General features: G+C 62.0%; 22 protein-coding genes. All 22 read right to left on the bottom strand.

Features of this window, described 5'->3' with window-relative positions:
• Window positions 1-154 precede the first annotated feature (154 nt).
• On the bottom strand, window positions 155-1,567 hold the full coding sequence (locus tag GDH07_RS06615; protein ID WP_152896974.1) for a flagellar hook-length control protein FliK: 1,413 nt from the start codon (window positions 1,565-1,567) through the stop codon (window positions 155-157).
• A 96-nt stretch (window positions 1,568-1,663) separates the two neighbouring features.
• Window positions 1,664-2,005 (bottom strand): Hpt domain-containing protein, encoded by a 342-nt coding sequence (locus GDH07_RS06610; RefSeq protein WP_343038181.1) that lies wholly within the window; start codon window positions 2,003-2,005, stop codon window positions 1,664-1,666.
• A 30-nt stretch (window positions 2,006-2,035) separates the two neighbouring features.
• Window positions 2,036-3,742, bottom strand: a complete 1,707-nt coding sequence (locus GDH07_RS06605) for an ATP-binding SpoIIE family protein phosphatase (RefSeq protein WP_152896973.1) — start codon at window positions 3,740-3,742, stop codon at window positions 2,036-2,038.
• A 5-nt stretch (window positions 3,743-3,747) separates the two neighbouring features.
• Window positions 3,748-4,053: an STAS domain-containing protein gene (locus GDH07_RS06600; RefSeq protein ID WP_022643029.1), complete on the bottom strand. Its 306-nt coding sequence runs from the start codon at window positions 4,051-4,053 to the stop codon at window positions 3,748-3,750.
• An 87-nt stretch (window positions 4,054-4,140) separates the two neighbouring features.
• Window positions 4,141-4,590, bottom strand: a complete 450-nt coding sequence (fliJ, locus tag GDH07_RS06595; protein ID WP_152896972.1) for a flagellar export protein FliJ — start codon at window positions 4,588-4,590, stop codon at window positions 4,141-4,143.
• A 6-nt stretch (window positions 4,591-4,596) separates the two neighbouring features.
• Complete coding sequence (fliI, locus tag GDH07_RS06590; protein WP_031321159.1) at window positions 4,597-5,955, bottom strand: flagellar protein export ATPase FliI; 1,359 nt, start codon at window positions 5,953-5,955, stop codon at window positions 4,597-4,599.
• Entirely contained in the window at window positions 5,945-6,790 is an 846-nt protein-coding gene (gene fliH / locus GDH07_RS06585) for a flagellar assembly protein FliH (RefSeq protein ID WP_152896971.1), read from the bottom strand. Before fliH ends, fliI begins: the two co-directional genes overlap by 11 nt.
• Window positions 6,791-6,799: 9 nt before the next feature.
• Complete coding sequence (gene fliG, locus GDH07_RS06580) at window positions 6,800-7,819, bottom strand: flagellar motor switch protein FliG (RefSeq protein WP_011059975.1); 1,020 nt, start codon at window positions 7,817-7,819, stop codon at window positions 6,800-6,802.
• The gene (fliF, locus tag GDH07_RS06575) at window positions 7,812-9,602 is read right to left on the bottom strand and encodes a flagellar basal-body MS-ring/collar protein FliF (RefSeq protein ID WP_152896970.1); all 1,791 of its coding nucleotides are present in this window, start codon (window positions 9,600-9,602) and stop codon (window positions 7,812-7,814) included. Before fliF ends, fliG begins: the two co-directional genes overlap by 8 nt.
• A 15-nt stretch (window positions 9,603-9,617) precedes the next feature.
• On the bottom strand, window positions 9,618-9,944 hold the full coding sequence (fliE, locus tag GDH07_RS06570; protein ID WP_031321153.1) for a flagellar hook-basal body complex protein FliE: 327 nt from the start codon (window positions 9,942-9,944) through the stop codon (window positions 9,618-9,620).
• 127 nt (window positions 9,945-10,071) lie between these two features.
• The gene (gene fleR, locus GDH07_RS06565) at window positions 10,072-11,478 is read right to left on the bottom strand and encodes a sigma-54-dependent response regulator transcription factor FleR (RefSeq protein WP_152896969.1); all 1,407 of its coding nucleotides are present in this window, start codon (window positions 11,476-11,478) and stop codon (window positions 10,072-10,074) included.
• A gap of 5 nt (window positions 11,479-11,483) precedes the next feature.
• Window positions 11,484-12,695, bottom strand: a complete 1,212-nt coding sequence (locus tag GDH07_RS06560; protein ID WP_152896968.1) for a sensor histidine kinase — start codon at window positions 12,693-12,695, stop codon at window positions 11,484-11,486.
• A gap of 110 nt (window positions 12,696-12,805) precedes the next feature.
• Entirely contained in the window at window positions 12,806-14,281 is a 1,476-nt protein-coding gene (locus GDH07_RS06555) for a sigma-54 dependent transcriptional regulator (RefSeq protein WP_031321151.1), read from the bottom strand.
• Between the two features lie 175 nt (window positions 14,282-14,456).
• Window positions 14,457-14,753, bottom strand: coding sequence for a flagellar protein FliT (locus tag GDH07_RS06550; RefSeq protein WP_152896967.1), 297 nt, complete (start codon window positions 14,751-14,753; stop codon window positions 14,457-14,459).
• 12 nt (window positions 14,754-14,765) lie between these two features.
• The gene (fliS, locus tag GDH07_RS06545; protein ID WP_152896966.1) at window positions 14,766-15,161 is read right to left on the bottom strand and encodes a flagellar export chaperone FliS; all 396 of its coding nucleotides are present in this window, start codon (window positions 15,159-15,161) and stop codon (window positions 14,766-14,768) included.
• 128 nt (window positions 15,162-15,289) lie between these two features.
• On the bottom strand, window positions 15,290-16,735 hold the full coding sequence (gene fliD, locus GDH07_RS06540; RefSeq protein ID WP_152896965.1) for a flagellar filament capping protein FliD: 1,446 nt from the start codon (window positions 16,733-16,735) through the stop codon (window positions 15,290-15,292).
• A gap of 80 nt (window positions 16,736-16,815) precedes the next feature.
• On the bottom strand, window positions 16,816-17,199 hold the full coding sequence (locus GDH07_RS06535; RefSeq protein WP_152896964.1) for a flagellar protein FlaG: 384 nt from the start codon (window positions 17,197-17,199) through the stop codon (window positions 16,816-16,818).
• 73 nt (window positions 17,200-17,272) lie between these two features.
• The gene (locus tag GDH07_RS06530; RefSeq protein WP_152896963.1) at window positions 17,273-18,124 is read right to left on the bottom strand and encodes a flagellin domain-containing protein; all 852 of its coding nucleotides are present in this window, start codon (window positions 18,122-18,124) and stop codon (window positions 17,273-17,275) included.
• Between the two features lie 238 nt (window positions 18,125-18,362).
• Window positions 18,363-18,632, bottom strand: a complete 270-nt coding sequence (locus GDH07_RS06525) for a hypothetical protein (protein ID WP_152896962.1) — start codon at window positions 18,630-18,632, stop codon at window positions 18,363-18,365.
• A complete protein-coding gene (locus GDH07_RS06520; RefSeq protein ID WP_152896961.1) occupies window positions 18,629-19,918 on the bottom strand; it encodes a motility associated factor glycosyltransferase family protein in 1,290 nt (429 codons plus the stop codon). The genes GDH07_RS06525 and GDH07_RS06520 overlap by 4 nt, the downstream gene beginning before the upstream one ends.
• Window positions 19,919-19,998: 80 nt before the next feature.
• On the bottom strand, window positions 19,999-20,925 hold the full coding sequence (locus GDH07_RS06515) for a ketoacyl-ACP synthase III (RefSeq protein WP_152896960.1): 927 nt from the start codon (window positions 20,923-20,925) through the stop codon (window positions 19,999-20,001).
• Window positions 20,926-21,278: 353 nt separating this feature from the next.
• Complete coding sequence (locus GDH07_RS06510; protein ID WP_152896959.1) at window positions 21,279-24,215, bottom strand: glycosyltransferase family 2 protein; 2,937 nt, start codon at window positions 24,213-24,215, stop codon at window positions 21,279-21,281.
• Window positions 24,216-24,242 lie beyond the last annotated feature (27 nt).

Raw genomic sequence — 24,242 nt, 5'->3', positions numbered from 1 at the left:
AAGGCAAGAGCAAGTGTTATGCCAGATTTGTCAGGAATGACAGGAGAAGGCAGGCACGGGAGCGTCCTGCGAAGTTGACCAGCCGGGTAGCTGGCTCGCGGCCATGAGGATCGAAGCGGGGGCCAGCTTACCTGGCCGCCCGCTCACCAGCAGGTCAGGCGTAGTAGTCCACGACACTGCTGCCGATCACGGTCTGTACCGGCGCTGTGACTTCGGCCAAGGCGTGGGGCTGCCCGTCATCGCCGGCTTCGCCATCCAGGCGCGTGCCGTTGCCCGAGGAGCCATTGGCACGGTTCTGCCCCTGCTGCGCCTGCTCCTGGCCCTGCCAGCCACGGGACTGGTCGGAAACGTTGACGTCAACCTGGCCCAACCCCTGCTGCTGGAACATTTCCCGCATGCGATGCACCTGCCCCTCCAGGGCTTCGCGAACACCGGCGTGGGCGCTCATGAAGCTGACCTGGGTCTGCTGGTCGGGAATCATGTGCACACGGATGTCCAGGCGCCCGAGCTCGGCCGGCTGGAGCTGGATGTCCGCTGACTTGAGATTGACACTGGACAGGTACATCACCCGGTTGACCACCTCGTCGGTCCAGCCCCCCTGGTTCATGGCCAGCGGCTGGTTGACCGGGACCGCATTGGCGGTCTTGGGCGTTGCCGCCTGCGTGAGGGCTGCCAGGCGGTTGGCGAAATCGTCCACCCGGGTATCGCTGGACGCGCCCTTGAGGTCCTTCAGGCCCTCGGTGATCAAGCCACTGAAGGCCTTCTCGCCACCCTGCTCGGTGCTGCCCTTGCCAACCTGCTCGAGCATGCCAGCCATGCCGCTGGCGATGTTCTGCGTCGACGCCAACTGGGCATCGGGGTTGTTACTGGCCGAGGCCGCCTTGGGTTGCGAGCGACTGGATTCGGACACATGGCCACCCTGCTCCATGGCCAGGCGTACCGCCGGCAACGCATCCAGGGGATCGGCCTCAGGATCGAACGCTTCCTTGGGCGGTTCCGCCGCCGGCGGCGGTGTCGGCATCACTGCCGCCGCCACTTGGGCCGGCACAACCACAGCGGCGGCCTCGACCTGAGGCTGGGCTGGCGGCACCACGGGAGCCGGCTCGACCGCGGCTACAGGCGGACTCTGCACCAGGCTCGGGTCCAACGGCGGCTGTGCGCTGGGCGGCGTTTCAACCTGGGCGGTCTCGGCCGGCTTGCCATCATCGCTGGCCGCGGGCTTGTCGTCGCCGCCGGCAGGTTTGTCGGCGGGCTTGTCGGCAGGCAAGGATTTGCCGCTATCGGCAACCGCTGGTTGCGGCGCGGCAGATTGATCGCTGCCGACCTCCTGCTTCTGCGGGATGCCGGCACTCTTGTCGCGCACCGGCTGCGGAGCGTTATCGGCGACGGGCTGGAACTTGCCCTGGGGCTTGCCTTGGGATTCCTTGGCATAGAGCTGGGCGAAGCTGGGCGCCTTGTCCCCAGGCTGGGCAACGTTTGCCAAAGGGCTGACAGGTGCCGCTGGTGTCTTGGCCTGAGGGCTGGCCTGGGCGGTGGCCTGAAGAAGCGAATTGGGGGTAACAGCCATGGAACAGTCTCCGCTGCACTGGAATCATAGGTACAGTGGGAGACTTCAATGCAAGGCTTGGGCCAGTTCTATAAAGCGTGGGTAAAAATACTGCCCTCAGCAATGGAAGCGCTGCAGCTCCTGCTCACACAGCCGCCGGACAATGGCGAACTCACCGTCGATGGCGCCCACCAGCTCGCGCACATCATCACCCGAACGGGCGGCACGCAACTCCAGTTGATGGCACAGCTCGGCCAGGCGAATGGCGCCCATGTTGCTGCTGCTGCCCTTGAGGCTATGGGCGGCGGCGGCCAGTTGGATGCTGTCCTCGGATTTGTGCAGCAAGCGCACCCGCTCCTCGGAATCGCAGACGAAGGTATCCAGCAGGACGGGATACTCGTCCTCCATGACTTCCTGCAATGCGTTGAGCACAGTGTGGTCCAGATGGATCTCAGCCACTTGTTCACTCCTTGATCAAGAACCTGGAAATTATGCCAGAGCCTCCCAGGAAAACTCCACGCAGACGCTACGTCCGTCGTCCGCCCACTGTGCCTGGCGGCTCATCTGGCGGATCAGGCTGACCCCACGTCCGGACAGGCGCCCGATATCGCTGGGCCGGGCCATCACCGCCGCCACGTCGAAACCTTCGCCGCTGTCCTCGACCCGCACGGTCAGGCGCCCTCCCGTCTCCAGCGGCTCGACCCGCAGGTGGACGCGGACGAAGCCGTCGCGCAGCTCATCCAGGCGGCAAGTACGCTCCCGATAGTAGCGGGTGAAACCTTCGGCATCGCGCTTGAGCCGTGAGTCGAGCTTGAGCACGCCATGCTCCAGGGCATTGGAATAGAGCTCGGCGAGCACGCTGTACAAGGCTCCGCTCTGGGAGCGCAGGCCGTGGACCTCCAGCAATAACTGCAACAGGTAAGGCAAGGGATTGAAGCGCTTGAGGGTCTGGGCCCGGAATTCGAAGCTCACCGACCAGTCCAGGGGGCACGACTGGCCGCTGTCGGAATACACCAGTGCCGGCGGCGCCAGCTCGGCCAACTCCGGCAGGCTGACCTCGACCATGCTCAGGTCGTCCCGGGCCTGGCCGCCGAAATCCTCCAGGGCCTGGCGCACCTCGTCGAGCAGATGCTGCGCGTGCCGATTGGCAGCGAAGACCTGCTGCAAACGCTGCACACCGAACAGCTCCTCGGCAGCATTGCAGGTATCGATCACCCCGTCGGAGAGCAAGAACACCCGATCGCCCGGCACCATGGGAAACACCTCGGTGCGATCCTCGAAGACCTCGGCGCTCAGCACTCCCAGCGGCAGGTGGCGGGATACCAGGGGCGTACGCCCGCCACTGGCGCATGCATACAGGTATCCCTCGGGCATGCCGCCGTTCCAGACCTCCAGGGAGCGCCGCTGGACACTCAGGCAGACCATGGTCGCGCAGCAGAACATGTCCACCGGCAGGATGCGCTTGAGCTTGGCGTTCATCTCCCGCAGGGTTTCCGGCAGGCCATAACCCTTGGCGGTCATGCCATAGAACACCTCGGCCAGGGGCATGGCGCCCACCGCTGCCGGCAGGCCGTGGCCGGTAAAGTCGCCGAGCAGCACATGCATGTCCCCGGCCGGGGTATAGGCAGCCAGCAACAGGTCGCCATTGAACAGGGCATAGGGCGATTGCAGGTAACGGATGTTCGGAGCGTCCAGGCAACCGGAGTGGGCGACCTTGTCGAACACCGCCTTGGCCACCCGCTGCTCATTGAGCAGGTAGTCATGGTGACGGGTGATCTGGTCGCGCTGGCGCAACACCGTGTCCTGCAAGCGCCGCAGGCGGTCCATGGCGTTGATCTTGGCGGCCAGGATCACCGGGTTGTAGGGCTTCGCCAGAAAATCGTCGCCCCCAGCCTCCAGGCAACGGGCCAGCGCCTCCCCTTCACTCAGGGAAGTCAGGAAGATGATCGGCACCAAGGCCTCGCCGGCCAGGTCGCGAATCCGCCGCGCGGCCTCGAACCCGTCCATCACCGGCATCATCGCATCCATCAGCACGATATGCGGACGCTCACGCTGGAACAGTTCCAGCGCTTCGGCGCCATTGCTCGCCGCCAGCACCTGGTGCCCCTGGCGCCGGACGATACTGGACAGCAGCATGCGATCGGCTGCGCCATCTTCGGCGATCAGCACGCACAAGGACTCGGTCATCGACCGCATACCGCTCAACTGATATCGAACAGCTTGTCGAAATTGGAGATGGCGAGGATCTTGCGCACGTCCGAATTGCTGTTGATCACCCGGACATCGGCATTGTCGCCACCGGCGTGGTCGCGCAGCAGCAACAGCATGCCCAGGGCCGAACTATCGAGATAGGTGGCTTCCTTGAGATCCACCACGATGGACTCCGGCGTCTTGTTGAGCCGTTCGTAGGATTCACGAAATTCCTGGTGCCGCCCGAAATCGAAACGACCCTTGATCGAAATCGTGAGTTTCTGCCCGTCCGGGGATATTTCTGTAACGACCGACATGAGACTGCTTCCTTGTCATTGGCGACGTGTAGAAGGTTTAGCACCCACTGGACAGCCGAACAACCTGCAGGGAAAAAATCCGTCGTATCAGTAGGGGGATTGCCGGGGTAAACGCTGGGACAGTTCGTCCAGCAACTTCTGCTCGCGCTTGTCTTCCAGGACCCGGGCCTCGTCGATGTAGCGCTGCACCAGCTTGCGCAGGCCTTCGACCCGGGCATAGGCCTGCTGCCAGGCCTCGCGGGCACGATCGAGATTGTTCTGGTGCCAGGCCAGGCTCTGGCGCTGCTGGCCCACGGCGGTATCCAGCTGGCCAAGAAAGAACTGGTAGTTCAGCAACCAGTGACCGGAAACCCCAAGCTTGCCGCGCTCGACCCACTGTTCCTGGTAATCGTTGCGAAAACGCTCCAGGTCGCCCAGCTTGCTCTCGGCGACCCGCACCTGGCCATGGAAGTACTCCAGGCGCTGGGCGGCGGTGCGCTCGGCGCTTTCCGCCATGTCCACCACCGGCGCCAGGCGCGCCGCACGGCTATCGGCCATGATCGGTTACCCGCCCGCGATCTGGGAGAACAGCATCTCCAGATGGGTCTGGCTATGGCCCAGGCTGACGTTGTCGTTCAGCCCCTGGCGCAAGTAGGCCACCATCGCCGGATGCAGGGAAATCGCGGTATCGGTGTCGCGGTCGCCACCGGCGACGTAGGCACCGACGCTGATCAGGTCGCGAGCCTGCTGGTAACGCGACCACAGCTGCTTGAAATACTGGGCCCGTCCCATGTTTTCGGGGCTGATCACCGCCGGCATGACCCGGCTGATGGAAGCCTCGATGTCGATCGCCGGGTAATGCCCCTCCTCGGCCAGACGCCGGGACAGCACGATATGCCCGTCGAGCACGCCTCGGGCGGAGTCGGCGATCGGATCCTGCTGGTCGTCGCCTTCGGACAGCACGGTATAGAAGGCGGTGATCGAACCGCCACCGGCCTCGGCGTTGCCCGCACGCTCCACCAGCTTGGGCAGCTTGGCGAACACCGACGGCGGATAACCCTTGGTCGCCGGTGGCTCGCCGATCGCCAGGGCGATTTCCCGCTGGGCCTGGGCGAAACGGGTCAAAGAATCCATCAGCAACAGGACATTCTTGCCCTTGTCACGAAAGTATTCGGCGATCCGCGTGCAGTACATCGCCGCACGCAGGCGCATCAACGGCGCGTCGTCGGCTGGCGAGGCCACCACCACCGAGCGCTTGAGCCCTTCCTCGCCGAGGATATGCTCGATGAACTCCTTGACCTCGCGGCCCCGCTCGCCGATCAGCCCGACCACGATGATGTCGGCCTCGGTGAAGCGGGTCATCATCCCCAGCAGCACACTCTTGCCCACGCCGGTACCGGCGAAGAGACCCAGGCGCTGGCCGCGACCCACCGTCAATAAACCGTTGATGCTGCGAATGCCCACATCCAGCGGCTGGCTGATGGGATCACGGTTGAGCGGGTTGATGGTCGGACCATCCATGGGCACCCAGTCCTCGGCGCGCATACCGCCCTTGCCATCCAGCGCCCGGCCGGCGCCGTCCAGCACCCGGCCAAGCATGCTCATGCCCATGGGCAGGCGCCCGGTGTCGGCCAAAGGCACTACCCGCGCGCCCGGGGCGATCCCGGCGACGCTGCCCACCGGCATCAGGAAGACCTTGCTCCCGGAGAAGCCCATGACCTCGGCTTCGACCTGGACCGGATGGTAGCTGTCATCGTTGATCACCAGGCAGCGAGTACCCATGGCGGCCCGCAGGCCTTCGGCCTCCAGGGTCAGGCCGACCATGCGCAGCAGGCGCCCTTCGAGGATCGGCTGACCCGGCAGTGCGATCGCCTCGGCGTAGCCGCCCAGGCGCTTGCCGAAGCTGGTGCGCTCAAGACGCATGGTCGGGGCCTGCGGGCTCGGACTGCCCGGCATCCGAGTCGGCGTCAGGATCGACCGCCGCCTGCGGCAGGTCCGGAGTGCGCGGGCCGAGCTCCAGGCTCAGGTCCGCCGACGCCGGGTGCAGCGATTGCTCGTGCAGTTGATCGAAGAGCTGGTCCATGGCCTGGGTAATCCGGGTCTCGACGCTGGCATCGATGCGGCTGTGCTCGGTCTCGACCCGGCAACCGCCCGGCAGCAGTGACTCGTCCTCGACGATGCGCCAGCTTTCCTCATGCCGGTCGCGCAGGCTCTTGACCTGTTCGAAGTCCTGCGGATTGATGTAGAGCCGCACGTTGCCAACGCCCAGGGGCAGCAGCTTGAGGGCCTCGCGCATCACGTGCTCGATCTGGCTGGAGTCCATCGCCAGTTCGCGCTGGATCACCTGGCGGGCGATATGCCTGACCAGGTCCACCAGGGTTTTCTCGATCTGGGTATCTTGCTCGGCGATCGGCTCGAACAAGTTGCCCATCAGCAGCTCGAGCGCCTGCAATTTGGCGTTCAGCGCGACTTCGGCTTCCTGCCGGACCTTGAGCGTGGTGCTGTGGAAGCCCTCGCGCTCGCCGGTGGCGAAACCTTCGTTATAGGCTTCCTGGCGAATGCTCTCGAGTTCCTCGAGGGTCAGTGGCTGGACTTCCTCCAGCGGCACCTCCTCGATTTCTTCCTCGACTTCCTCTGGCTCCGGTTCCGGCTCGGGCTCGGGTTCCGGGTCGAAGCTGGGCAATGCCCAGATGTCGAAACCCTCCACGTCCCGAGCACGGATCAGGCCGCTCTGGGTTTCATCACTGCTGGACGACATAAAGCGACCTTAGATCATTTCTTCGCCGCCCTTCCCGCCGAGGACGATTTCTCCGGCTTCGGCCATACGGCGGGCAATGGTGAGGATTTCCTTCTGCGCGGTCTCCACGTCGCTGACGCGTACCGGGCCCTTGGCTTCCAGGTCGTCGCGCAGCAGCTCGGCGGCACGCTTGGACATGTTCTTGAAGATCTTCTCCTTGACCCCTTCGTCCGACCCCTTGAGGGCCAGTACCAGTACGTCGGAAGACACCTCGCGCAACAGCGCCTGGATACCGCGGTCGTCGACGTCGGCCAGGTTGTTGAAGACGAACATCAGGTCCTCGATCTGGCCGGACAGGTCTTCGTCCACTTCGCGGATCGAATCCATCAGCTGGCCTTCGATCGAGCTGTCGAGGAAGTTCATGATGTCGGCCGCACGCTTGATACCGCCCAGGGTGGTACGCGAAGCGTTGGAGTTGCCGGAGAACTGCTTCTCGAGGATCTGGTTCAGCTCTTTCAGGGCCGCAGGTTGCACGGTATTGAGCGAGGAAACGCGCAGGATGATGTCCAGGCGCGCCTTGTGGTCGAAATTGCCCAACACCTCGCCCGCCTGGTCCGGATCCAGGTAGGCCACCACGATGGCCTGGATCTGCGGGTGTTCGTAGCGGATCACATCGGCCACGGCCCGCGGCTCCATCCACTTCAAGCTATCCAGGCCGCTGGTGTTGCCGCCCAGGAGGATACGGTCGATCAGGCCGTTGGCCTTGTCCTCGCCCAGGGCCTGGGTGAGCATTTTGCGCACATAGTCGTCGGAGCCTACGCCGAGGCTGGTCTGGTCGCCGACGATGTCGACGAACTCGCTCATCACCTGCTCGACCTGCTCACGGTGCACGTTACCCATCTGGGCCATGGCCACGCCTACCCGCTGGACCTCCTTGGGCCCCATGTGGCGCAGCACTTGCGCAGCATCGGTGGAACCCAGGGACAGCAGCAGGATCGCGGCCTTGTCGACCCGGGTCAGTTTGGCGGTAGCGGCTCGGTTATCACTCATCTGCGTTAATCCACTCTTTCACGACCTGGGCCACACGACCCGGGTCTTCTGCCACCAGACTCTTGATTGCATTCAACTGAGCGTCATAACCCTCGCTCGGGCTAGGCAGCAGGATGCTTTGCGGACCGCCGAGGCTGACCCGATCGTTGGCCAGTTCGCCATCCAGGCCGCCCATGCCGCCCAGCTCGACGTCGCTGCCCAGGCCTGCCAGCTGCTTGCCCTTGCCGCCGCCGGTGATGTTGTTGAGCACCGGACGCAAGACCCCGAACACCAGCACCAGGATGAACAGCACGCCCAGCACTTGCTTGACGATGTCCCAGAACCAGGGCTGCGAGTAGAACGGAATATCGGCGACCACTTCCCCACGGTCGGCGGAGAACGGCACGTTGATCACGCTGACGCTGTCACCGCGGCTGGCGTCGAAGCCCACGGCGTCCTGCACCAGGCGAGTGAAACGCGCCAATTCGTCGGCGCTCCACGGCGCACGGGTGGTTTCGCCATTGGCCGGGTTGACCTTGACCTGATCGTCCACCACCACGGCCACCGACAGGCGGTTCAGGCGACCCTGCTGCTGCTTGGTATGGCTGATGGAACGGTCGAGCTCGAAGTTCTTGGTGGATTGTTGACGCTTATCCGACGGATACGGTGCCAGCATCGGCTGGCCGGTGGCCGGATCCATTACCTGCTGGCCGTTGGCGTCCAGCAAAGGCTGGCCTGGCTGCACCATGCCGGCCGAGGCGGTAGCGCCACCGGTGGTTTGCGGAGCCGAAGCAGGCGACGGCGGCTGGTTGCTCAGGGCACCAGGCACGCCTTGCGGGCCATTGCTGCTGGAGCGCTGCTCGTTGACCGACTGCTCGCTGCGCAGGGCCGGCTGGTCGGGGTTGAACTGCTCGGAGGTGGACTCCACCGCGCTGAAATCGACATCGGCCGAGACTTCGGCCTTGTAGCGATCGTTACCCAGCACTGGTTGCAGGATGTTGTGCACCCGTTGGGTCAGCATGCTTTCCATGCGGCGGCTGTAGTCGAACTGCTTGCCGGCCATGGTCAGCGCGGAGTTTTCCGCCTGGTCGGACAGCAGGTTGCCCTTCTGGTCGACCACGGTGACCTGGGACTTGCTCAATTCGGGGACGCTGGTAGCCACCAGGTTGACGATGGCCATGACCTGGCCAGGCTCCAGGGAGCGGCCGGAATACAGCTCGACCAAGACCGAAGCGCTGGGCTTGCGTTCATCACGGACGAATACCGAGCTTTTCGGAATGGCCAGGTGCACCCGGGCGCCCTTGACGTTGTTCAGGCTGGAGATGGTCCGAGCCAGCTCGCCCTCCAGGCCACGACGATAACGGGTGGCCTCCATGAACTGACTGGTGCCCAGGCCTTGGTCTTTATCGAGGATCTCGAAACCGACATTGCCGTCGCCCGGTGCCACGCCAGCGGCGGCCAGCTTCAGGCGCGCCCGGGGCAGGTCGTCGGCCTTGACCAGAAGAGCGCCGGAGTTGGGCTCGACGGTGTAGGGAATGTCGGCAGAGGCCAGGGTATCCATGACCTGCTTGGCATCCATCCCCGCCAGGCTGCCGTAAAGCGGCCGGTAATCGGGCTGCTGGGACCACAACACCACGGCGAAGCCGATCGCCACGCTCGCGGCCAGGCCCACCAACAGGCCAACCTGACGCAACATGGTCATCTGGGACAGGTTTTCCAGGAACGACAAACCGAACAGCGGCGGTTTCCCGTCTACCGGCGGCGTGGTCTTGGCCGGTACGTTATCGGCGACTGCTTCTGCCATGACTCAATCTCGTCCTTAAACCGGCATCTGCATGATGTCTTGATACGCTTGAACCAGCTTGTTACGCACCTGGGTCAAGGCTTGAAAAGACACGCTGGCCTTTTGCGAGGAAATCATCACGTCCGTCAGATCGACGCCGCTCTTGCCGATCTCGAAGGCACTGGCCAGCTGATTGGACGCCTGCTGGGTGTCGTTGACCTTGTTCACGGCCTGGCCAAGCAGATCAGCGAAGCTGCTACCGCTGACCTGTGCTACTGCGGCAGATTTTGGCTGCGACATGGCGTCCATTTGCATGGCCCGCATATCCAGCATCAACCGATTAAATTCAATACCTTGGCTCATGGCTCACTCTCTCTGACGACCCGCATTTTTTTGACGCTCACTCCGCGGTTAGTGAGGTGTTAGCAACAAGGGTGCCAGCTCCATGGCCCAACCCCACAAAAGCCATCCTGGCCTTGCAGATCACTCATCAAGTAGCGAACAGATAAGCCTCGACATCCATCCCGGCGTCACGCATCTGCGCCAACTTGTAACGCAGCGTGCGCGGACTGATGCCCAGGCGCTCCGCCGCCTCCTTGCGTCGCCCGCGCTCGGAGCGCAGGGTATCGATGATCATCTGGAATTCCCGGCGTCGCAGATCGTCGCCCAGGCCGCCCGGCTCCTGGAACGCAACCTCGGCTTCACCCGCCACGCCAGGCGTCGCGACCTGGCCTGCGGGGACCAGCGCCGGCAATGGCGCGCACGCCACAGGACCGGCCAGGCAGAAGTCCTGCGGGCGGATCACTCCTCCCTGCTGCAGGATCAAGGCTCGCTGCAACGCGTTGTCCAGCTCCCGCACATTGCCCGGCCAGGGATAACCCAACAGGCAGGCCCGGGCCTCGGCGGACAGCTTGGCGCTGGCATGCTTCATTTTATTGACGTGCTTGACCAGCAAGCGCTCGGCCAGTGGCAAGATATCGGCAGGCCGCTCGCGCAATGGACGCCAGGCCAGGGGGAAAACCGACAGGCGGTAATAGAGGTCTTCACGGAAGCGGCCGGCGGCCACTTCTCCCGCCAAGTCACGGTTGGTGGTAGCCACCACCCTGATATCCAGGCTGATCGGCTTGCGCGCCCCGACCCGCTCCACTTCGCGCTCCTGCAGGACTCGCAGCAACTTGGCCTGCAGGCCCAGGGGCATCTCGGAGATCTCGTCCAGCAGGATGGTGCCGCCGTCGGCCTGCTCGAACTTGCCAGGCTGGGCAGCGATGGCGCCGGTGAACGAGCCCTTTTCATGGCCGAACAACGTGGCCTCGAGCATGTTGTCGGGGATCGCCGCGCAGTTGATGGCGATGAACGGTTGCCCGGCACGATGGGAATGCTGATGGATATAACGCGCCAACACCTCCTTGCCTGTGCCGGACTCGCCGGAAATCAGTACGGTGGAGTCGCTGCGTGCCACCCGCGTCGCCAACTCCAGCAACTGCATGCTGGCAGGCTCGAAGGCTATCGGCCCCTCCTCCTCCACCGCCCCCGGGCAACCCAAGGCATGGCGGGCCACCAGGTCGAGCAGCGCCCTGGGCTCGAAAGGCTTGACCAGGTAGTCGGCGGCCCCTTGGCGCATGGCATCCACCGCACGCTCCACCGCGCCATGGGCGGTCATCAGCAATACCGGCAGTTGTGGCTGGCGCGCGCGCAACAGGCCAAGCAGCTGATGGCCATCCATGCCTGGCATGTTGACGTCACTGACCACCAGGCTGAAGGACTCGGCCGACGCAGCCTCCAGAGCCGCCTCGGCACTGCCCACGGCCTTGTAGTCATGGCCAGCCAGCAAGAGGGTATCCGCCAGGGCCTCGCGCAGGGCGCGATCGTCTTCAACCAGTAGAACCTTGATTGCCATTACCTTCACTCCACTCCAGGGGCACTGGAAAACAGAGGCAGGGTCACCAGTGCACAAGTACCGCGCCCGGGACGCGAGCGCAGGGACAATTCTCCCTGATGGGCACGCGCCACTGCCTTGACCACCGTCAGGCCGAGCCCGGTGCCGTTGGCCTTGGTGGTGAAAAACGGTTCGCCCAGGCGCTCCAGCACCTCGGTCTCGATACCGCTGCCACTGTCACTGACACACAGGCGCAAAGTGTCGTCCCGGCGATACAGGTGCACCTTCAGCCGCGCAGTACCGGCACTGGCCTGGACCGCGTTTTCGATCAGGTTGAGCAACGCCCCCACCAGGGTGTCGCGATTGCACAGCAGTTCACCCTCATGGCTGTCGCACTGCCAACGCACGGCAACATCCTGGACATGGGTCAGGGCGGCGGCCTGCAGGGATTGCAACAGCGACTTGGGCGTCAGGCGATCGGTGAGCGGCAGCTCGCCACGGGCGAATACCAGCATGTCGCGCACCTGGTGCTCGAGCTCATGCAGGCGCTCCTTGAGGCGCCCGGCAAAGCGCTGGTGAGTGGCCACCGGCAGCTCTTGTTCGGTCAAGTGACTGGCGTACAGCAACGCCGCGGACAGCGGCGTACGAATCTGGTGGGCCAGGGAGGCGACCATCTTGCCCAGGGAGGACAGACGCTCGTGGCGCGCCAGTTGGTCTTGCAGGTGACGGGTTTCAGTCAGGTCATTGAGCAGCACCAACTGTCCAGGCTCGGCATCCAGCGAACGGGTGGAGATGGACAGGCGCCGGCCGTCGCGCAGGGAGATCTCGTGGCCGTCATCCTCGCGGGGGGCGAAGCTGCGGGCGATGATATTGCGCCACAACTGCCCCTCCAACGGCAAACCCAGCAACTCGCAGGCCGCCGGGTTGGCCTCGCTGACGATGCCATGGCCATCGATGACGATGACCCCGCCCGGCAACAGGTCCAGCAGGTTCTGCAAGCGGTTGGCCAAGCGTTCTTTTTCCGCCAGCTCCTGCATGCGCTGGGCACTGACCACCGCCAGCTCGCCCTTGAGCTCGGTGACCCGGGCTTCGAGCATGCTGTAGGAGTCAGTAAGTTGGCTCGACATCTGGTTGAACAGGGCAAAGGCCTGCTCGAGACCAAGCCGGCTCGCCCGCTCTACGGACGACGATTGCCCCTGGGTATCGGGGGCAGGAGACATCTGGGCGGCTTGGGGCATGGGACTCTCTCGCGTGGCTGACCGTCAGTTAAACGGAACGTTGCGAGAGACTTAGCAATACCCGTGCCTAAAAAAAACCGCCCGGATTTCAGTGACCTGGAAAACAGGCGTCAATCATCCGCCTGCTCATCCCCTTCACGACGGCTCATACCGTACTTGCGCATCTTCTCCACCAGGGTGGTACGGCGAATACGCAAGCGCTCGGCGGCCCGCGCCACGATGCCGTTGGCATCGTCCAGCGCCTGCTGGATCAGACCCTGCTCCAGGCTGCCGAGGTAATCCTTGAGGTCCAGCCCCTCGGGCGGCAGCATGGCGGTGGCGGAGAAGTCCGGCGCATGGCCGTTGATCGCCACCCGCTCTTCCAGGTCGCTACGCAGGCTGTCCACCAATTGCTCGTCTTCGTCATCGACGTAGCGAAACTTCTTCGGCAGCTCGACCACGCCGATCACCCCATAGGGATGCATGATCGCCATGCGCTCCACCAGGTTGGCCAGCTCGCGGACGTTGCCCGGCCAGCCATGGCGGCACAGGGACATTATGGCGGCGGAATTGAAACGGATCGAACCGCGCTTTTCGTGCTCCATGCGCGAAATCAATTCGTTCATCAGCAGCGGAATATCTTCCACCCGCTCACGCAACGGCGCCATTTCGATGGGGAACACATTGAGGCGGTAGTACAGGTCCTCACGGAAACTGCCCACCTCGATCATGCTTTCCAGGTTCTTGTGGGTCGCCGCAATGATGCGCACGTCGACGCCCTGGGTCTTGTTGCTGCCCACGCGCTCGAAGGTGCGCTCCTGCAGCACGCGCAACAGCTTGACCTGCATCGGCAGCGGCATGTCGCCGATCTCGTCGAGGAACAGGGTCCCGCCGTTGGCCAGCTCGAAACGCCCGGCACGACTGGTGATGGCCCCGGTGAAGGCGCCCTTCTCATGACCGAACAGCTCGCTTTCCAGCAACTCGGCAGGAATCGCCCCACAATTGACCGGAACGAAGGGCGCGTCGCGGCGCTTGGAGTGATAGTGCAAGTTGCGTGCAACCACTTCCTTGCCAGTGCCGGACTCACCAAGGATCAGCACGCTGGCATCGGTATCCGCAACCTGCTGCATCATCTGCCGGACATGCTGGATCGCCCGGCTGGTGCCGACCAGGCTACGAAACAGATTGGGCTCGCGATGACGCCCGCGCTCACGCGCCTGGTCGTACATCTCGCGGTAGACCTGGGCCCGATGCAGGGAATCGAGCAACTTGCTGTAGCTGGGAGGCATCTCCAGGCTAGACAACACCCGGCGACGCTGGTCTTCGGGCAGCTCGACGGAAGAATTTTCACCCATCAGCAAAACTGGAAGGAACTCATCCCAGGTCGAGAGTGTCTTTAACAAGCCCAGAAGCGCACCAGGAGCATTTACAGTCCCGATGAGGACGCAGATCACTTCTCGACTAGACGACAGAGAGCCGACAGCCTGCTGCCAGTCATGGCTAGCGCAGGGTAAATTTTCTTCACCGAGAAAATTTAAAATCACCGCCAGGTCGCGGCGGCGAACGCTATCGTCATCGATCAGCAGAATTTTGGTTTCACGCCACATGCAATAGCAACTTCCCTAGTCAACTCAATGCCCGGAAATTAAGGGGCAAGCTAGACGCGCTTGAAGGCATTTGCCTGCCTTCATAGACGCCTGAAATCTGAAAACAGCCACTAGTTAAGTCAAAAAAGCGTGCACAGTCAAATTTATGGCGCGCAGCGTTCGGATCAACTCGACATTAACCGAACAAATGGTAAACCTTTGCCGCGTTCTGCGCTTGGTGGATCTGCGACATCTCGTCGAATATCGCCTGGCGCTCACCGGTCGCCACTTCCAGCAATTGCCGGTAGACCCCCAGCAACTCTTCAAGATTGCTCCTGAGGGCAACCTCGTCGACCTCGACCTCTCCGAGTACGTCTTCCACGCATGAACGACAAGCCAGGTCCAATTCACCGATAGCTTGCCAGTTGCGCTCGGCCAGGGCATCGACCAGGGCCACGCGCGTTTCTTCAATGCGTTGCAGGACAGCACTCATGGGGGTTTCTCCTTAAAACTGCGGGCCTGGAGCCGCAATGGCATCCCAGCCCTCTTTGACCGTGCGCAGCAGACCAGCCACTTCGTCGAGGATCTTGGGATCGGTCTTGATGTTGGCCTCGGTCAGGCGCTTCATCATGTAGGTATACAGACCATCCAGGTCACCCAGGGTGTCCATGGAGTTATCCAGGTCCAGGCCTTCGCGCAGACCACCGATGATGCCGATAGCCTTGTTGATGAACACGCCCTTGTTGGCAATGTCCTTGCGCTCAATCGCGCCCTTGGCCTGAGCGATACGGTCCAGGCCACCTTCCATCAGCATTTGCACCAGGCGATGCGGACTGGCCTCGGAAGTCTGTGCCTGTCCACCCACCTTTTGATATTGCCGAAGGGCTAACATCGGATTCATGTGGTACCTCTTCAAAACTCAAGGGTTCGTATAAACAGCGTATCGACGCAACGTCAAAAAACTTTAGGTCAAATGCAAAAGCCCGGAGCGCTGGGAAACGCTGCCGGGCTTTTGGCGCAGATTATATATCAGCCTTTCTTCTGCGCGTTCATGGCTTCGAACATGGAGGTGATGTTGCTGGCGGTGGCCTTCAGCTTGCCAACCAGGGTATCCATGTCGTTGTACTTCTTGGTCAGTACAGCCGTCAGGGTTTCAATCCGTCGATCCAGCGCCAATTGCTGATCAGCCAGTTTTTTCTTGGTCAGGTCGAGGGTCTTGGTGCGAGTGGTCAGGATCCCTTCGGTCATCGTGCCGACACCCTGGGTGAACGGCTTGATGGCATTGGTCATGCGCTCAAGCAAACCCGGCTTGGTGCCATCGCCACTGAACAGGGTCTGCACCTCACCGCCCAGCCCCTTGTCCTGCACCGCTGCGGTGAACTTCTTGTCGTCGAAATCCAGGGCGCCGGTTTTCTGGTTGGTCGTGATCCCCAACTGCGACAATACAGTCAACCGGTCACCGGCACCCACTTCCGACAAGGGACCACGAATGGCCGACAGAATCGAGCGCGGCAACGAATCACCCGTCAACTGCGCCGGCACGGTCAGCTTGCCGTTATCGTCCAAGGAAGGCTTGGTCAGGGTGCCGATACCATTGACTACCGCGTTATAGGACTCGATGAACTTCTGAACCGAGGCCTTGAGACCGTCGGTGTTGTCTTTCACTTCCACCGTGATCGGATCGGTCGTCTTGGCCACCAGGGTGATTTTCAACCCGGAAACTGCCTGGCTGACGGTGTTGCTCTTACTGGTCAGCGCCATGCCATCAACGGTGAACTTCGCATCCTGGGCCAGGCCAGCGATGGAACCGGAAGACGTAGCGGTGGGTGGCTTGGTCATCTCCTGGTTACCGTCGATTGCCAGCCCGGTAATACCGCTCACGGAAATGTCGGAACCAGCACCGGTTTTCCCGGAGCCGATGACCAATCGCGAGCCAAAGGAGTCGGTGATGATGTTGGCGTTGATACTGGCTGCTTTCGCGTTGGTATCGTTGTTGATAGCGTCGCGCACCGATTGCAACGTCGCATTGGGACCTATGGTAATCGGGTAGCTGGTGCCATTTTGAGTGATGTTCAACGTACCACTTGGAATCGCGCTGGACGCGCCTCCGGCAAAGGCCGCACTCGCCACCTTCGACGAAGTTGCCAGATCGGAAACCGTCACCTTGTACGTACCTTTCACGGCATCATTGCCTGCGGTGGCCGTTACGAACTTGGCGTCGGTGGTCGTGGCGGTATACGCGGTAAAGGAGGGGTTGACCGAACTCCCCAGGCCCGCGACGGATAGCGTGCTCTGGAAGGACGACAACAACGATTGCAAAGTGCCGATGCCGGAGATACTCGCGCTGTTGGTCTCGGTCGCACGGTCGATCTGACCCTGCTTGGCCGCCTTGTCAGCGGCTACCAACGCCTTGACGATAGCACCGGTGTCGAGACCAGAACCCAGACCGGTACCCGGTAGAATTGGACTTGCCATGTGTATCTCCCTTCAGTATGCCGCCGGTCTTTTGACCACCACAGCGATCAAAAGAGCAAAAACAAATTTCGTGCCAGTTATCAGACCTTGGCGCTAAAAAGCAGGCTGCTGGCATCATTCAAGCTATTGGCCAACCTCAGAACTTCTTCGTTGGGAATCTGGCGAACCACCTCCCCCGAATCGCTGGCAATGACCTTGACTACAACCTTGCCGGAGGGCTCGTCGATGGAGAACTCCAGGTTACGCTTGACCGACTGGACGAACTTCTCGATTTCCTGCACGGCCATCTTTACTTTTTCCTGCTCGGATTGAGCCTCTTTCTTGTCTACCTGTGTATGCGCAGCTGGATCAATTGCGCCAACAGCAGGAACACTGTCTCGAGACTTCTCCACAGGGTGGTCAGCAACAGGCGTCGCGGGCTTGGCCACAGGATAAGACAAGTTCAGCTTCACGCTCATATCCATGTCCACCACCTCTTAAAGTAAAAAAGCGAGAGAGCACGACCAGCGCACTCCCCCGCCAAAGCTTAGCCGGCTATTACTGAAGCAGTTTCAGTACAGCGGATGGCAGTTGGTTGGCCTGGGCCAGAACTGCGGTCGAAGCTTGTTGCAGAGTCTGCTGCTTGGTCAGCTGGGCAGTTTCAGCAGCGAAGTCGGTATCTTGTACGCGACCCAGTGCAGCACTGGCGTTTTCGTTGATGTTCTGCAGGTTGGAGATGGTGCTGGTCAGACGGTTCTGGGCAGCACCGAGGTCGGCACGGCTGGAGTTGATGGTCTGCAGAGCCTTGTCGATAGCGATCATTGCAGCCTTGGTGCTGGCTTCAGCAGTGGTGCTGTCGGTACCGGTGATGGCGATGGCGCCGGAGTTAACGCCCAGGGTCGAAGCGTCGAAGCCGCTGGCCAGGGTGATGGTGATCTGGTTGTCAGCACCGGTGTTGGAACCGACCTGGAAGGTCATGGTGCCAGCGGAACCGTCGATCAGGTTCTTGCCGTTCAGGTTGGTCGACTTGGCGATACGGGTCAGTTCGTCCGACATCTGACCAAATTCTTTGTTCAGAGCGGCGCGGTCTGCAGTACCGTTGGAGTCGTTTCGCGACTGAACAGCCAGTTCACGCATACGCTGCAGGATGTTGGTGGATTCTTGCATCGCGCCTTCAGCGGTCTGGGCGATGGAGATACCGTCGTTGGCGTTCTTGATCGCCATGGTCTGGCCACGGATCTGCGAAGTCATACGGGTAGCGATCTGCAGGCCGGCGGCGTCGTCTTTAGCGCTGTTGATTTTCAGGCCGGAAGACAGGCGAGTCATCGAAGTCGACAGAGCGTCGGAAGCGCGGTTCAGGTTTTTCTGAACGTTCAGCGACGTAACGTTGGTGTTTACTGTTAAAGCCATGACGAATTCCTCGTTGGTTGGGTACTGCGGCTTCCGGCCCTGGCAACCGCCGGGTAATGGCCTAGAGAACCTTCGTAATAGTTATCGTCGCGGAGGCAAGTTGCTTTAGGGCTTTTTGAAAAATATTTGCCATCACCCTGCCACCCCTTTAAATACAAGGGCTTAAGCCCAGACCGAACGAAAAACTGACGCCAGAAAAAGCGCCTCTCGACAACACCCTGTCCACTACAAGCTGAGCTCAACCACCAAACGAAGCCGGCAACCAATCCACCAGTTCATACTCGATATAGTCGGCCAGCCCCAACCAGTCCTGCGCTTCCTGGCATGACAGCATTCTCTGCAACAATTCGTTCCAGTCCTGCCGGACCGGCAGCGACGCCCCGTCGACCAGCGACTGTATCGGGTCGAACAATTCGATCATGGCAACACCCGCCTCGACGTCCCGCCCCAGGCGAAACAATCCGGCAATCTCCCGAGCCTGGGCCAACAACGGTTCAAGTTTATTCATTGAACAAAATCCGCATGAAAGGCAGCGCCAGCGATCAGCGCACCGCTACGACTGGTATTGAAGAATGCAACCTCTGGATGACTGTGGATATAACGCTCCAACTCGCATAGATAGCCCCGAAAGTTGAGCTGGGTTCTGACCCGCTGGCCATGACCATCCAACACCCAGTGCCTGGCGTCCCGGAGCAACGGCCCCAGCTCGCCATCCTGCCAGCCAGCATGGGTACGGTTCATCGGAAAGGAGAAATCGGCACCGAACAAGGTGATTTGCTTGCCACCCATCTTCACCGCAAGATCCACCGCAGGATGAATCACGCTACCGCCTGCATGCAATTGCCCGCGGGGTATCCGCCGGGACAGGTCCTCGAACATCGGGCTCGGGGAGTAACTGGCATAGCGGGGGCCCAACCAGCCTTCCAGTATCTGCGGAGCCGCCAGCGGCATATAGACAAGAACCGTGTTTTCGCTACCCTCGGCCGGCAGGTGGCGGATAGAAATACGCTGATCGATGCTGATCACCAGGTCAGGCTGGATGCCTTCCCTGCGCAAGGGCTGGTAGGCAGTATCCACACAGATCAACAGTGGCCTCTGCGCTTTCGCGGCATGCGCACGCAACGCATCGAAGTGCTGCTCCAGGCTGGGCCCGGTTCCTATGACGAACACCTCCTCCCCGGCATAGGTCCCGAATAGCTCGGCCACGTCACGATCCCTGGCCACCCAGGGCTCGCTGGCTTCAAGACGATCGGAAATCCGCGCCAAGTCCTTGCTGAAGACGCGATTGTTGAATGTCAGGTGGGTTTCGCTGATCAGCCGATCACGAATCTTCGCGTTGTAGTCATCGGCCAGCACCAGCTCGGCCGGCGAGGCGAAGAACGGCAACTGGATTTCACGCAGGTCACCAGCGTACTGCAACTCCACCCGCGGATCGGACAGCCAGGCATCCTGCTCCAACAACTGCAGGACCAGCTTGAACACCGCACCATTGAGGATATGCACATGCAGGCGCTGAAGCCGGGAACGCGCCAACAATTCCAGCTGCAGGTCTCCCAGGCCACAGCCATACAGGTGCAGAACTGCGTCATCAGGCAGGCTCGTCGCCTGGAACCGAGCCTCACTGGCACGATCATGGCGACTACTGAGCTGGACACCAGCAACACTCAACGTAGCGCCCAACCCCTCCACCAGGTCAGCCTGCAAAGCGGTACCGTCCTCGGCCTGCAAGCGCTCCAGCACTCCCGGCCAGCGCCGGCCAATCACCTGGGCGTTGCGTTCAAAGCTGTCGCTCATGTTGCCTCGCTTATCCTTCATGCAAAAAAAAGCGCTCAAGATACACCTTGAGCGCTTGTTGTGCCGCCGCGAGCCAGGTATCAGGCGCGATAAATGATCGCCGAACCCCAGGACAAGCCGACGCCAAAACCACTCAAGGCCACTCGCTGCCAGCTGGAGTCGAACATGTGTTTCTCCAGCAGCAGAGGGATGCTCGAGGATACGGTATTGCCAGTCTCCACCATGTCCTTGACGAACTTGTCCGGATCGCCCTCGAAACGCCGGGCCACGGCGTCGACGATGGCCGCACTGCCCTGATGGATGCAGAAGGCATCGATATCCCCAGGCACAAGGTTAGACTCCTCCAGCAACTCATGCAGGTGGGCCGGAACCTTGAGCAAGGCGAAGTTGAACACCTGGCGGCCATTCATGAAGAACACACCGTCAGTGACCTTCAGGTGCGGCGCCCCGGAACCGTCGGTACCGAACTTGGCCTTGCCAAGTTGCCAGGCCGCATCCTCGCCCAGCCATGTGGCGGTGGCGGCATCACCGAACAGCATGGTGGTATTGCGATCCTCGGGATCGACGATCTTCGAATAAGGGTCTGCGGTCACCAGCAGGCCGTTCTTCAGCCCCGCCGCCTCCATGAAACCCTTGATGGCGTAGATGCCATAGACATAACCGGAGCAACCCAGGGAGATATCGAACGCCGCCACGCTGGTCGGAAGACCGAGCTTGTCCTGGACGATCGCCGCTGTATGGGGCAAACCCTCTTCATCGCCGTTCTGGGTGACGACGATCAGCACATCGATGGCTTCGCGCTTCAGCTCTGGGTTGGTGGCGAACAATGCATTGACAGCTTCGACACACAGATCGGAGGTCTCTTGCGTAGCCTCCTTGCGCGGCAGGAAGGCCGAGCCGATCTTGCCGAGGATGAACTCCTCATCCTTGCCGAATTTTGCACCTTGTGCGTAGTTGTCCAGGCCGGCTACAGGCACGTAGCTCGCAATGCTTTTTATGCCAATCATCACGGCTTCCCAATAATAAACAGCTCAATACCCCCGCTCAGTTGCCTGGCAGGGGCTGCCGAAAAACACGGATAATTCCGTCGAGCACAGCGTTATCGGGAAGAACCAAGGGCTATCACGGACCTGGCACGCAGGGCTGGCGCCATCTTCCCGGGCCATACACTACAGTGAAGATGCACGTTCTGACCCACAGGTCACGCCATTTTGCCAATCTGTCGCATTAAAGGCCGACTGGCCCACACCTCATCCGCGCCCGGCGCGCCAACAATCGGGAATCGAAACTTGCAACCCCACCCCGGATTCGCAGCGCTGGTAGCGCAGGCTGCGAATCCGGCCGGAGCCTCCGGGAAGGGTCAACCGGCAATCAGTCGCTGCCAGTCCACCCGGCTGCCGGAGTCCAGGACGAACCCCTTGCCGGTCAGCACCAGGTTTTCGTTGTAGTGGGCATCTTGGGCAAAACGTTCCACCCATTTGTCCCGCAACGCCGCCGCAGCCTGCGAATCCTCGGCCAGGGTGCCCGGATGCAGGATTTGCGCCTGCGGCGTGAGCACGGTGAGATAACCCGCATCGGCGGTTTTCAGGCACAGGTCGACATCGGCGAAGGCCTGGTCGAAGTGTTCTTCGTCCAGCCCACCCACAGCCTCGTAGAGCGCCTTGGCGATCATCAGGCAGATGCCGGACACCGCCGAGTAGTTCTTCTCTACCCACAAGCTGTTCATATAGCCCGACACATCCTTGGCCGCACCGGCGAAGGCCGCCCCCAGATGCCCATTGAGCCCCAGCACCAGGCCCGCCTGGGTGGTCGCGCCCTGCTGGTCCACCAACCGTGCACCGACCACCCCGACTTCCGGACGCTGGGCCTGGTTGAGCAGGCTTTCCATCCAGTTGGCGTTGACCACCTCGGCATCGGAGGACAACAACACCAGGTACTCACCCTTGGCCTCCCGAGAAGCGGCGTTGTACAGCGCCGAGCGGCTCACGCGGTGCGCGCTGCGTAGCACGCGGATGCGCTCGCCACGGCTCTCGAGGCTAGCCAGCCAGCTGTCGAGCTCGGCATCCTGGCTGTGGTTCTCGGCGATCAGCACTTCGTAGCGTTGGTAGCGAGTGCGTTGCAGCACGCTGACCAGGCACCGTTGCAACTCGGCGAAGTTGTCCTGGCTGGCCAGGATGATGGACACCAGCGGCCGCTCGGCATGCTGGTAATCGACCTGGTAGGTACCAGGCTGCGCCGAAGACACCTGGGCCCGATAGCCCCGCGCCGCAAGGCTGCGCGTCAGTACCTGGCGTTCCTCGGCATGGGCTTCCTCGCCCGGGACGCGGCAGATCAGCAGCGGTTCGGCCAGGTGCGCCAGGCCACCCAGGCCGCCTTGCTGGATCAGGCGCAGCAACACATCGAACTCCAGCGCCTGCTTGAGCTCAGTGGAGAAACCGCCAATCTCCAGCAAGACTTCGCGCTGCAGCAGCCAATGCCGCGCCATCAACGATGGCACGCCTTGCAACTGATCCAGATTGATCCCGGGACGCCACACCATCTCCAGGGTCGAGTCACTGCGCCGCTGGACCTCATCCATGGCCACCGCACGAATCCCTTCGGCGCCGGCCAACTCCAGGCTGGCCCGCAGCAAGCCACTGGCGGTGAACTGGTCGCCAGCCTCGGCCAACAGCACCCAGTCGGCCCGGGACTGGGCCAGTGCCTGGTTGAGTCGCTCCACATGGTTGTCCCGGGTGACCCTGACGAAATGCAGGGTGTCCTGGGCGGTAGTGGTAGCCGGCAGGTCACCGGTAGTGAAGACCACCAGCTTGAACGCCTTGTAGTGACTGGCGACCAGGCTGTCGAGGGTGGCCTGCAACTTGACCATGTCGGCATCCAGGTCCAGCAGCAGGATCTGCACCTGGGGCACGCCGCCCTGGCGGGCCTGGTGCGCGGCAATGGCGCTCAGTTGCGCAGGCTGCGGGACACGCGCCTCGAGCCAGTTGAGCAAACGCCCTGACTCGGTCGCATCGAGCAACTCCTGGCTATCCGGGCCCGGCACCGAGTCCAGGCGCTCGGCCCAGGCCTGCAGCTTGCGCGCCTCCTCGGGCTCGTCGCTATCACGCATCGATTCGGCCAGGCGCTTGACCACCTGGCGGTTGAACAGGTTCAAGCCCAGGGCCTCCCACAATCGGCTACGCAGGGAGCGCGGCGTATCGTTGGGCTGTACCCGCATCAGTTCCTGCTGGCGCAACAGGACACCTTCGAGCTCCTGGAGCTGCAAGCGCCCGGCAGGCATGACATGCAACAGGAATTCGAATTCGGTCAACAGGTCGAACATCGGCTTGTTGTAGAACGGCATCTCGACGAACTGTTCCGGCCCGAAGGAACGCACCGGCTCCTCACCCACCTCGACCCACGCCGAACCGAAGATCGCGGTCATCCTGAGCGAACGCCCAGCGAGCAGGCACTCGGCCATGGCGGCGAAGCTGTCCAGGGCGATCTGCTTGACCTGGACTGGATCGCGGTCGCTGAAATCAGTGGGCAACGAAGCGAGGAACTCGGCAAACGCCTCCCGTTGCGCCACCGATTGAGCATCCTTGAACGTCAACACCGTCAGGACGTTGGTCTTGTGCTCGGAAGCCCCATAGTTGACCTCGCGCACCGCGGAGGGGATCGGCAGGATCCGCGCCTTGGCGCAGGCCAGCAAGTAGAAGCTGTGGCCGATTTCCTGCCATTCGAAGCTGGTGCCAGCCGGCAACTGGCGATACCAGCGCTGCAGCAGCTCGGTACGAGTCACTGCATAGAACGGCGGCAGGAAATTGCCCAGGAAGTCCATGACCCGATCCTTGGGATCGGTGCTGGCGTAGTCCTCGGGCACCCGCCGGTCGCGGCGGTAATAGTTGGTCTGCGCCGCGCGGGCCAGGTACATCATCCCGTAGCCGTGGCACAACCCGTAGTCGGGATGCTCCTCGAGGAACTCCACCGAGGCGGTCAGCGCATCATGGATCAGGAAGTCGTCATCGGCAGCGAACGCCATGTAGGGCGTGGTCACCTGATTCACGCCAAAGGTCAGCTTGTCCTGCAGGCCGCTGTAGGCGTATTGCGGCAAGTGCCGGTAATCCACCTGCGGATAGCGCCGGGCGATGGACTCATCCGCCTCGGGCGAGGAATCCAGCACCAGGATCGAACACGGATAGCTGCTGTAGAACTGCAAGGCGCGACGCATGAACGCTTGGCGGTTGTGGGACAACAACACCAGGGTGAAACGTTGATCGAGCGGTACTGTGTCATTCATTTCTTTGTCTTCAACCCACATAGGTACTTCCCCACAACCGGCGACAGC

The organism is Pseudomonas piscis, from assembly GCF_009380155.1.
GTDB classification, from domain to species: domain Bacteria; phylum Pseudomonadota; class Gammaproteobacteria; order Pseudomonadales; family Pseudomonadaceae; genus Aquipseudomonas; species Aquipseudomonas piscis.
This window is presented reverse-complemented; position numbering and strand designations above follow the sequence as displayed.

Bases quoted from the DNA above. Each gene is read 5' to 3' on its own strand.
- GDH07_RS06550 (WP_152896967.1), bottom strand. From the start codon at position 14,753: ATGAGTGCTGTCCTGCAACGCATTGAAGAAACGCGCGTGGCCCTGGTC.
- GDH07_RS06605 (WP_152896973.1), bottom strand. From the start codon at position 3,742: ATGCGGTCGATGACCGAGTCCTTGTGCGTGCTGATCGCCGAAGATGGC.
- GDH07_RS06560 (WP_152896968.1), bottom strand. From the start codon at position 12,695: ATGCCCCAAGCCGCCCAGATGTCTCCTGCCCCCGATACCCAGGGGCAA.
- GDH07_RS06510 (WP_152896959.1), bottom strand. From the start codon at position 24,215: ATGTGGGTTGAAGACAAAGAAATGAATGACACAGTACCGCTCGATCAA.
- GDH07_RS06520 (WP_152896961.1), bottom strand. From the start codon at position 19,918: ATGAGCGACAGCTTTGAACGCAACGCCCAGGTGATTGGCCGGCGCTGG.
- fleR (WP_152896969.1), bottom strand. From the start codon at position 11,478: ATGGCAATCAAGGTTCTACTGGTTGAAGACGATCGCGCCCTGCGCGAG.
- fliE (WP_031321153.1), bottom strand. From the start codon at position 9,944: ATGAGCCAAGGTATTGAATTTAATCGGTTGATGCTGGATATGCGGGCC.
- fliD (WP_152896965.1), bottom strand. From the start codon at position 16,735: ATGGCAAGTCCAATTCTACCGGGTACCGGTCTGGGTTCTGGTCTCGAC.
- fliI (WP_031321159.1), bottom strand. From the start codon at position 5,955: ATGCGTCTTGAGCGCACCAGCTTCGGCAAGCGCCTGGGCGGCTACGCC.
- fliG (WP_011059975.1), bottom strand. From the start codon at position 7,819: ATGAGTGATAACCGAGCCGCTACCGCCAAACTGACCCGGGTCGACAAG.
- GDH07_RS06515 (WP_152896960.1), bottom strand. From the start codon at position 20,925: ATGATTGGCATAAAAAGCATTGCGAGCTACGTGCCTGTAGCCGGCCTG.
- GDH07_RS06525 (WP_152896962.1), bottom strand. From the start codon at position 18,632: ATGAATAAACTTGAACCGTTGTTGGCCCAGGCTCGGGAGATTGCCGGA.
- fliJ (WP_152896972.1), bottom strand. From the start codon at position 4,590: ATGGCCGATAGCCGTGCGGCGCGCCTGGCGCCGGTGGTGGACATGGCG.
- GDH07_RS06555 (WP_031321151.1), bottom strand. From the start codon at position 14,281: ATGTGGCGTGAAACCAAAATTCTGCTGATCGATGACGATAGCGTTCGC.
- GDH07_RS06615 (WP_152896974.1), bottom strand. From the start codon at position 1,567: ATGGCTGTTACCCCCAATTCGCTTCTTCAGGCCACCGCCCAGGCCAGC.
- GDH07_RS06530 (WP_152896963.1), bottom strand. From the start codon at position 18,124: ATGGCTTTAACAGTAAACACCAACGTTACGTCGCTGAACGTTCAGAAA.
- GDH07_RS06600 (WP_022643029.1), bottom strand. From the start codon at position 4,053: ATGTCGGTCGTTACAGAAATATCCCCGGACGGGCAGAAACTCACGATT.
- GDH07_RS06535 (WP_152896964.1), bottom strand. From the start codon at position 17,199: ATGGATATGAGCGTGAAGCTGAACTTGTCTTATCCTGTGGCCAAGCCC.
- fliF (WP_152896970.1), bottom strand. From the start codon at position 9,602: ATGGCAGAAGCAGTCGCCGATAACGTACCGGCCAAGACCACGCCGCCG.
- fliH (WP_152896971.1), bottom strand. From the start codon at position 6,790: ATGTCGTCCAGCAGTGATGAAACCCAGAGCGGCCTGATCCGTGCTCGG.
- fliS (WP_152896966.1), bottom strand. From the start codon at position 15,161: ATGAATCCGATGTTAGCCCTTCGGCAATATCAAAAGGTGGGTGGACAG.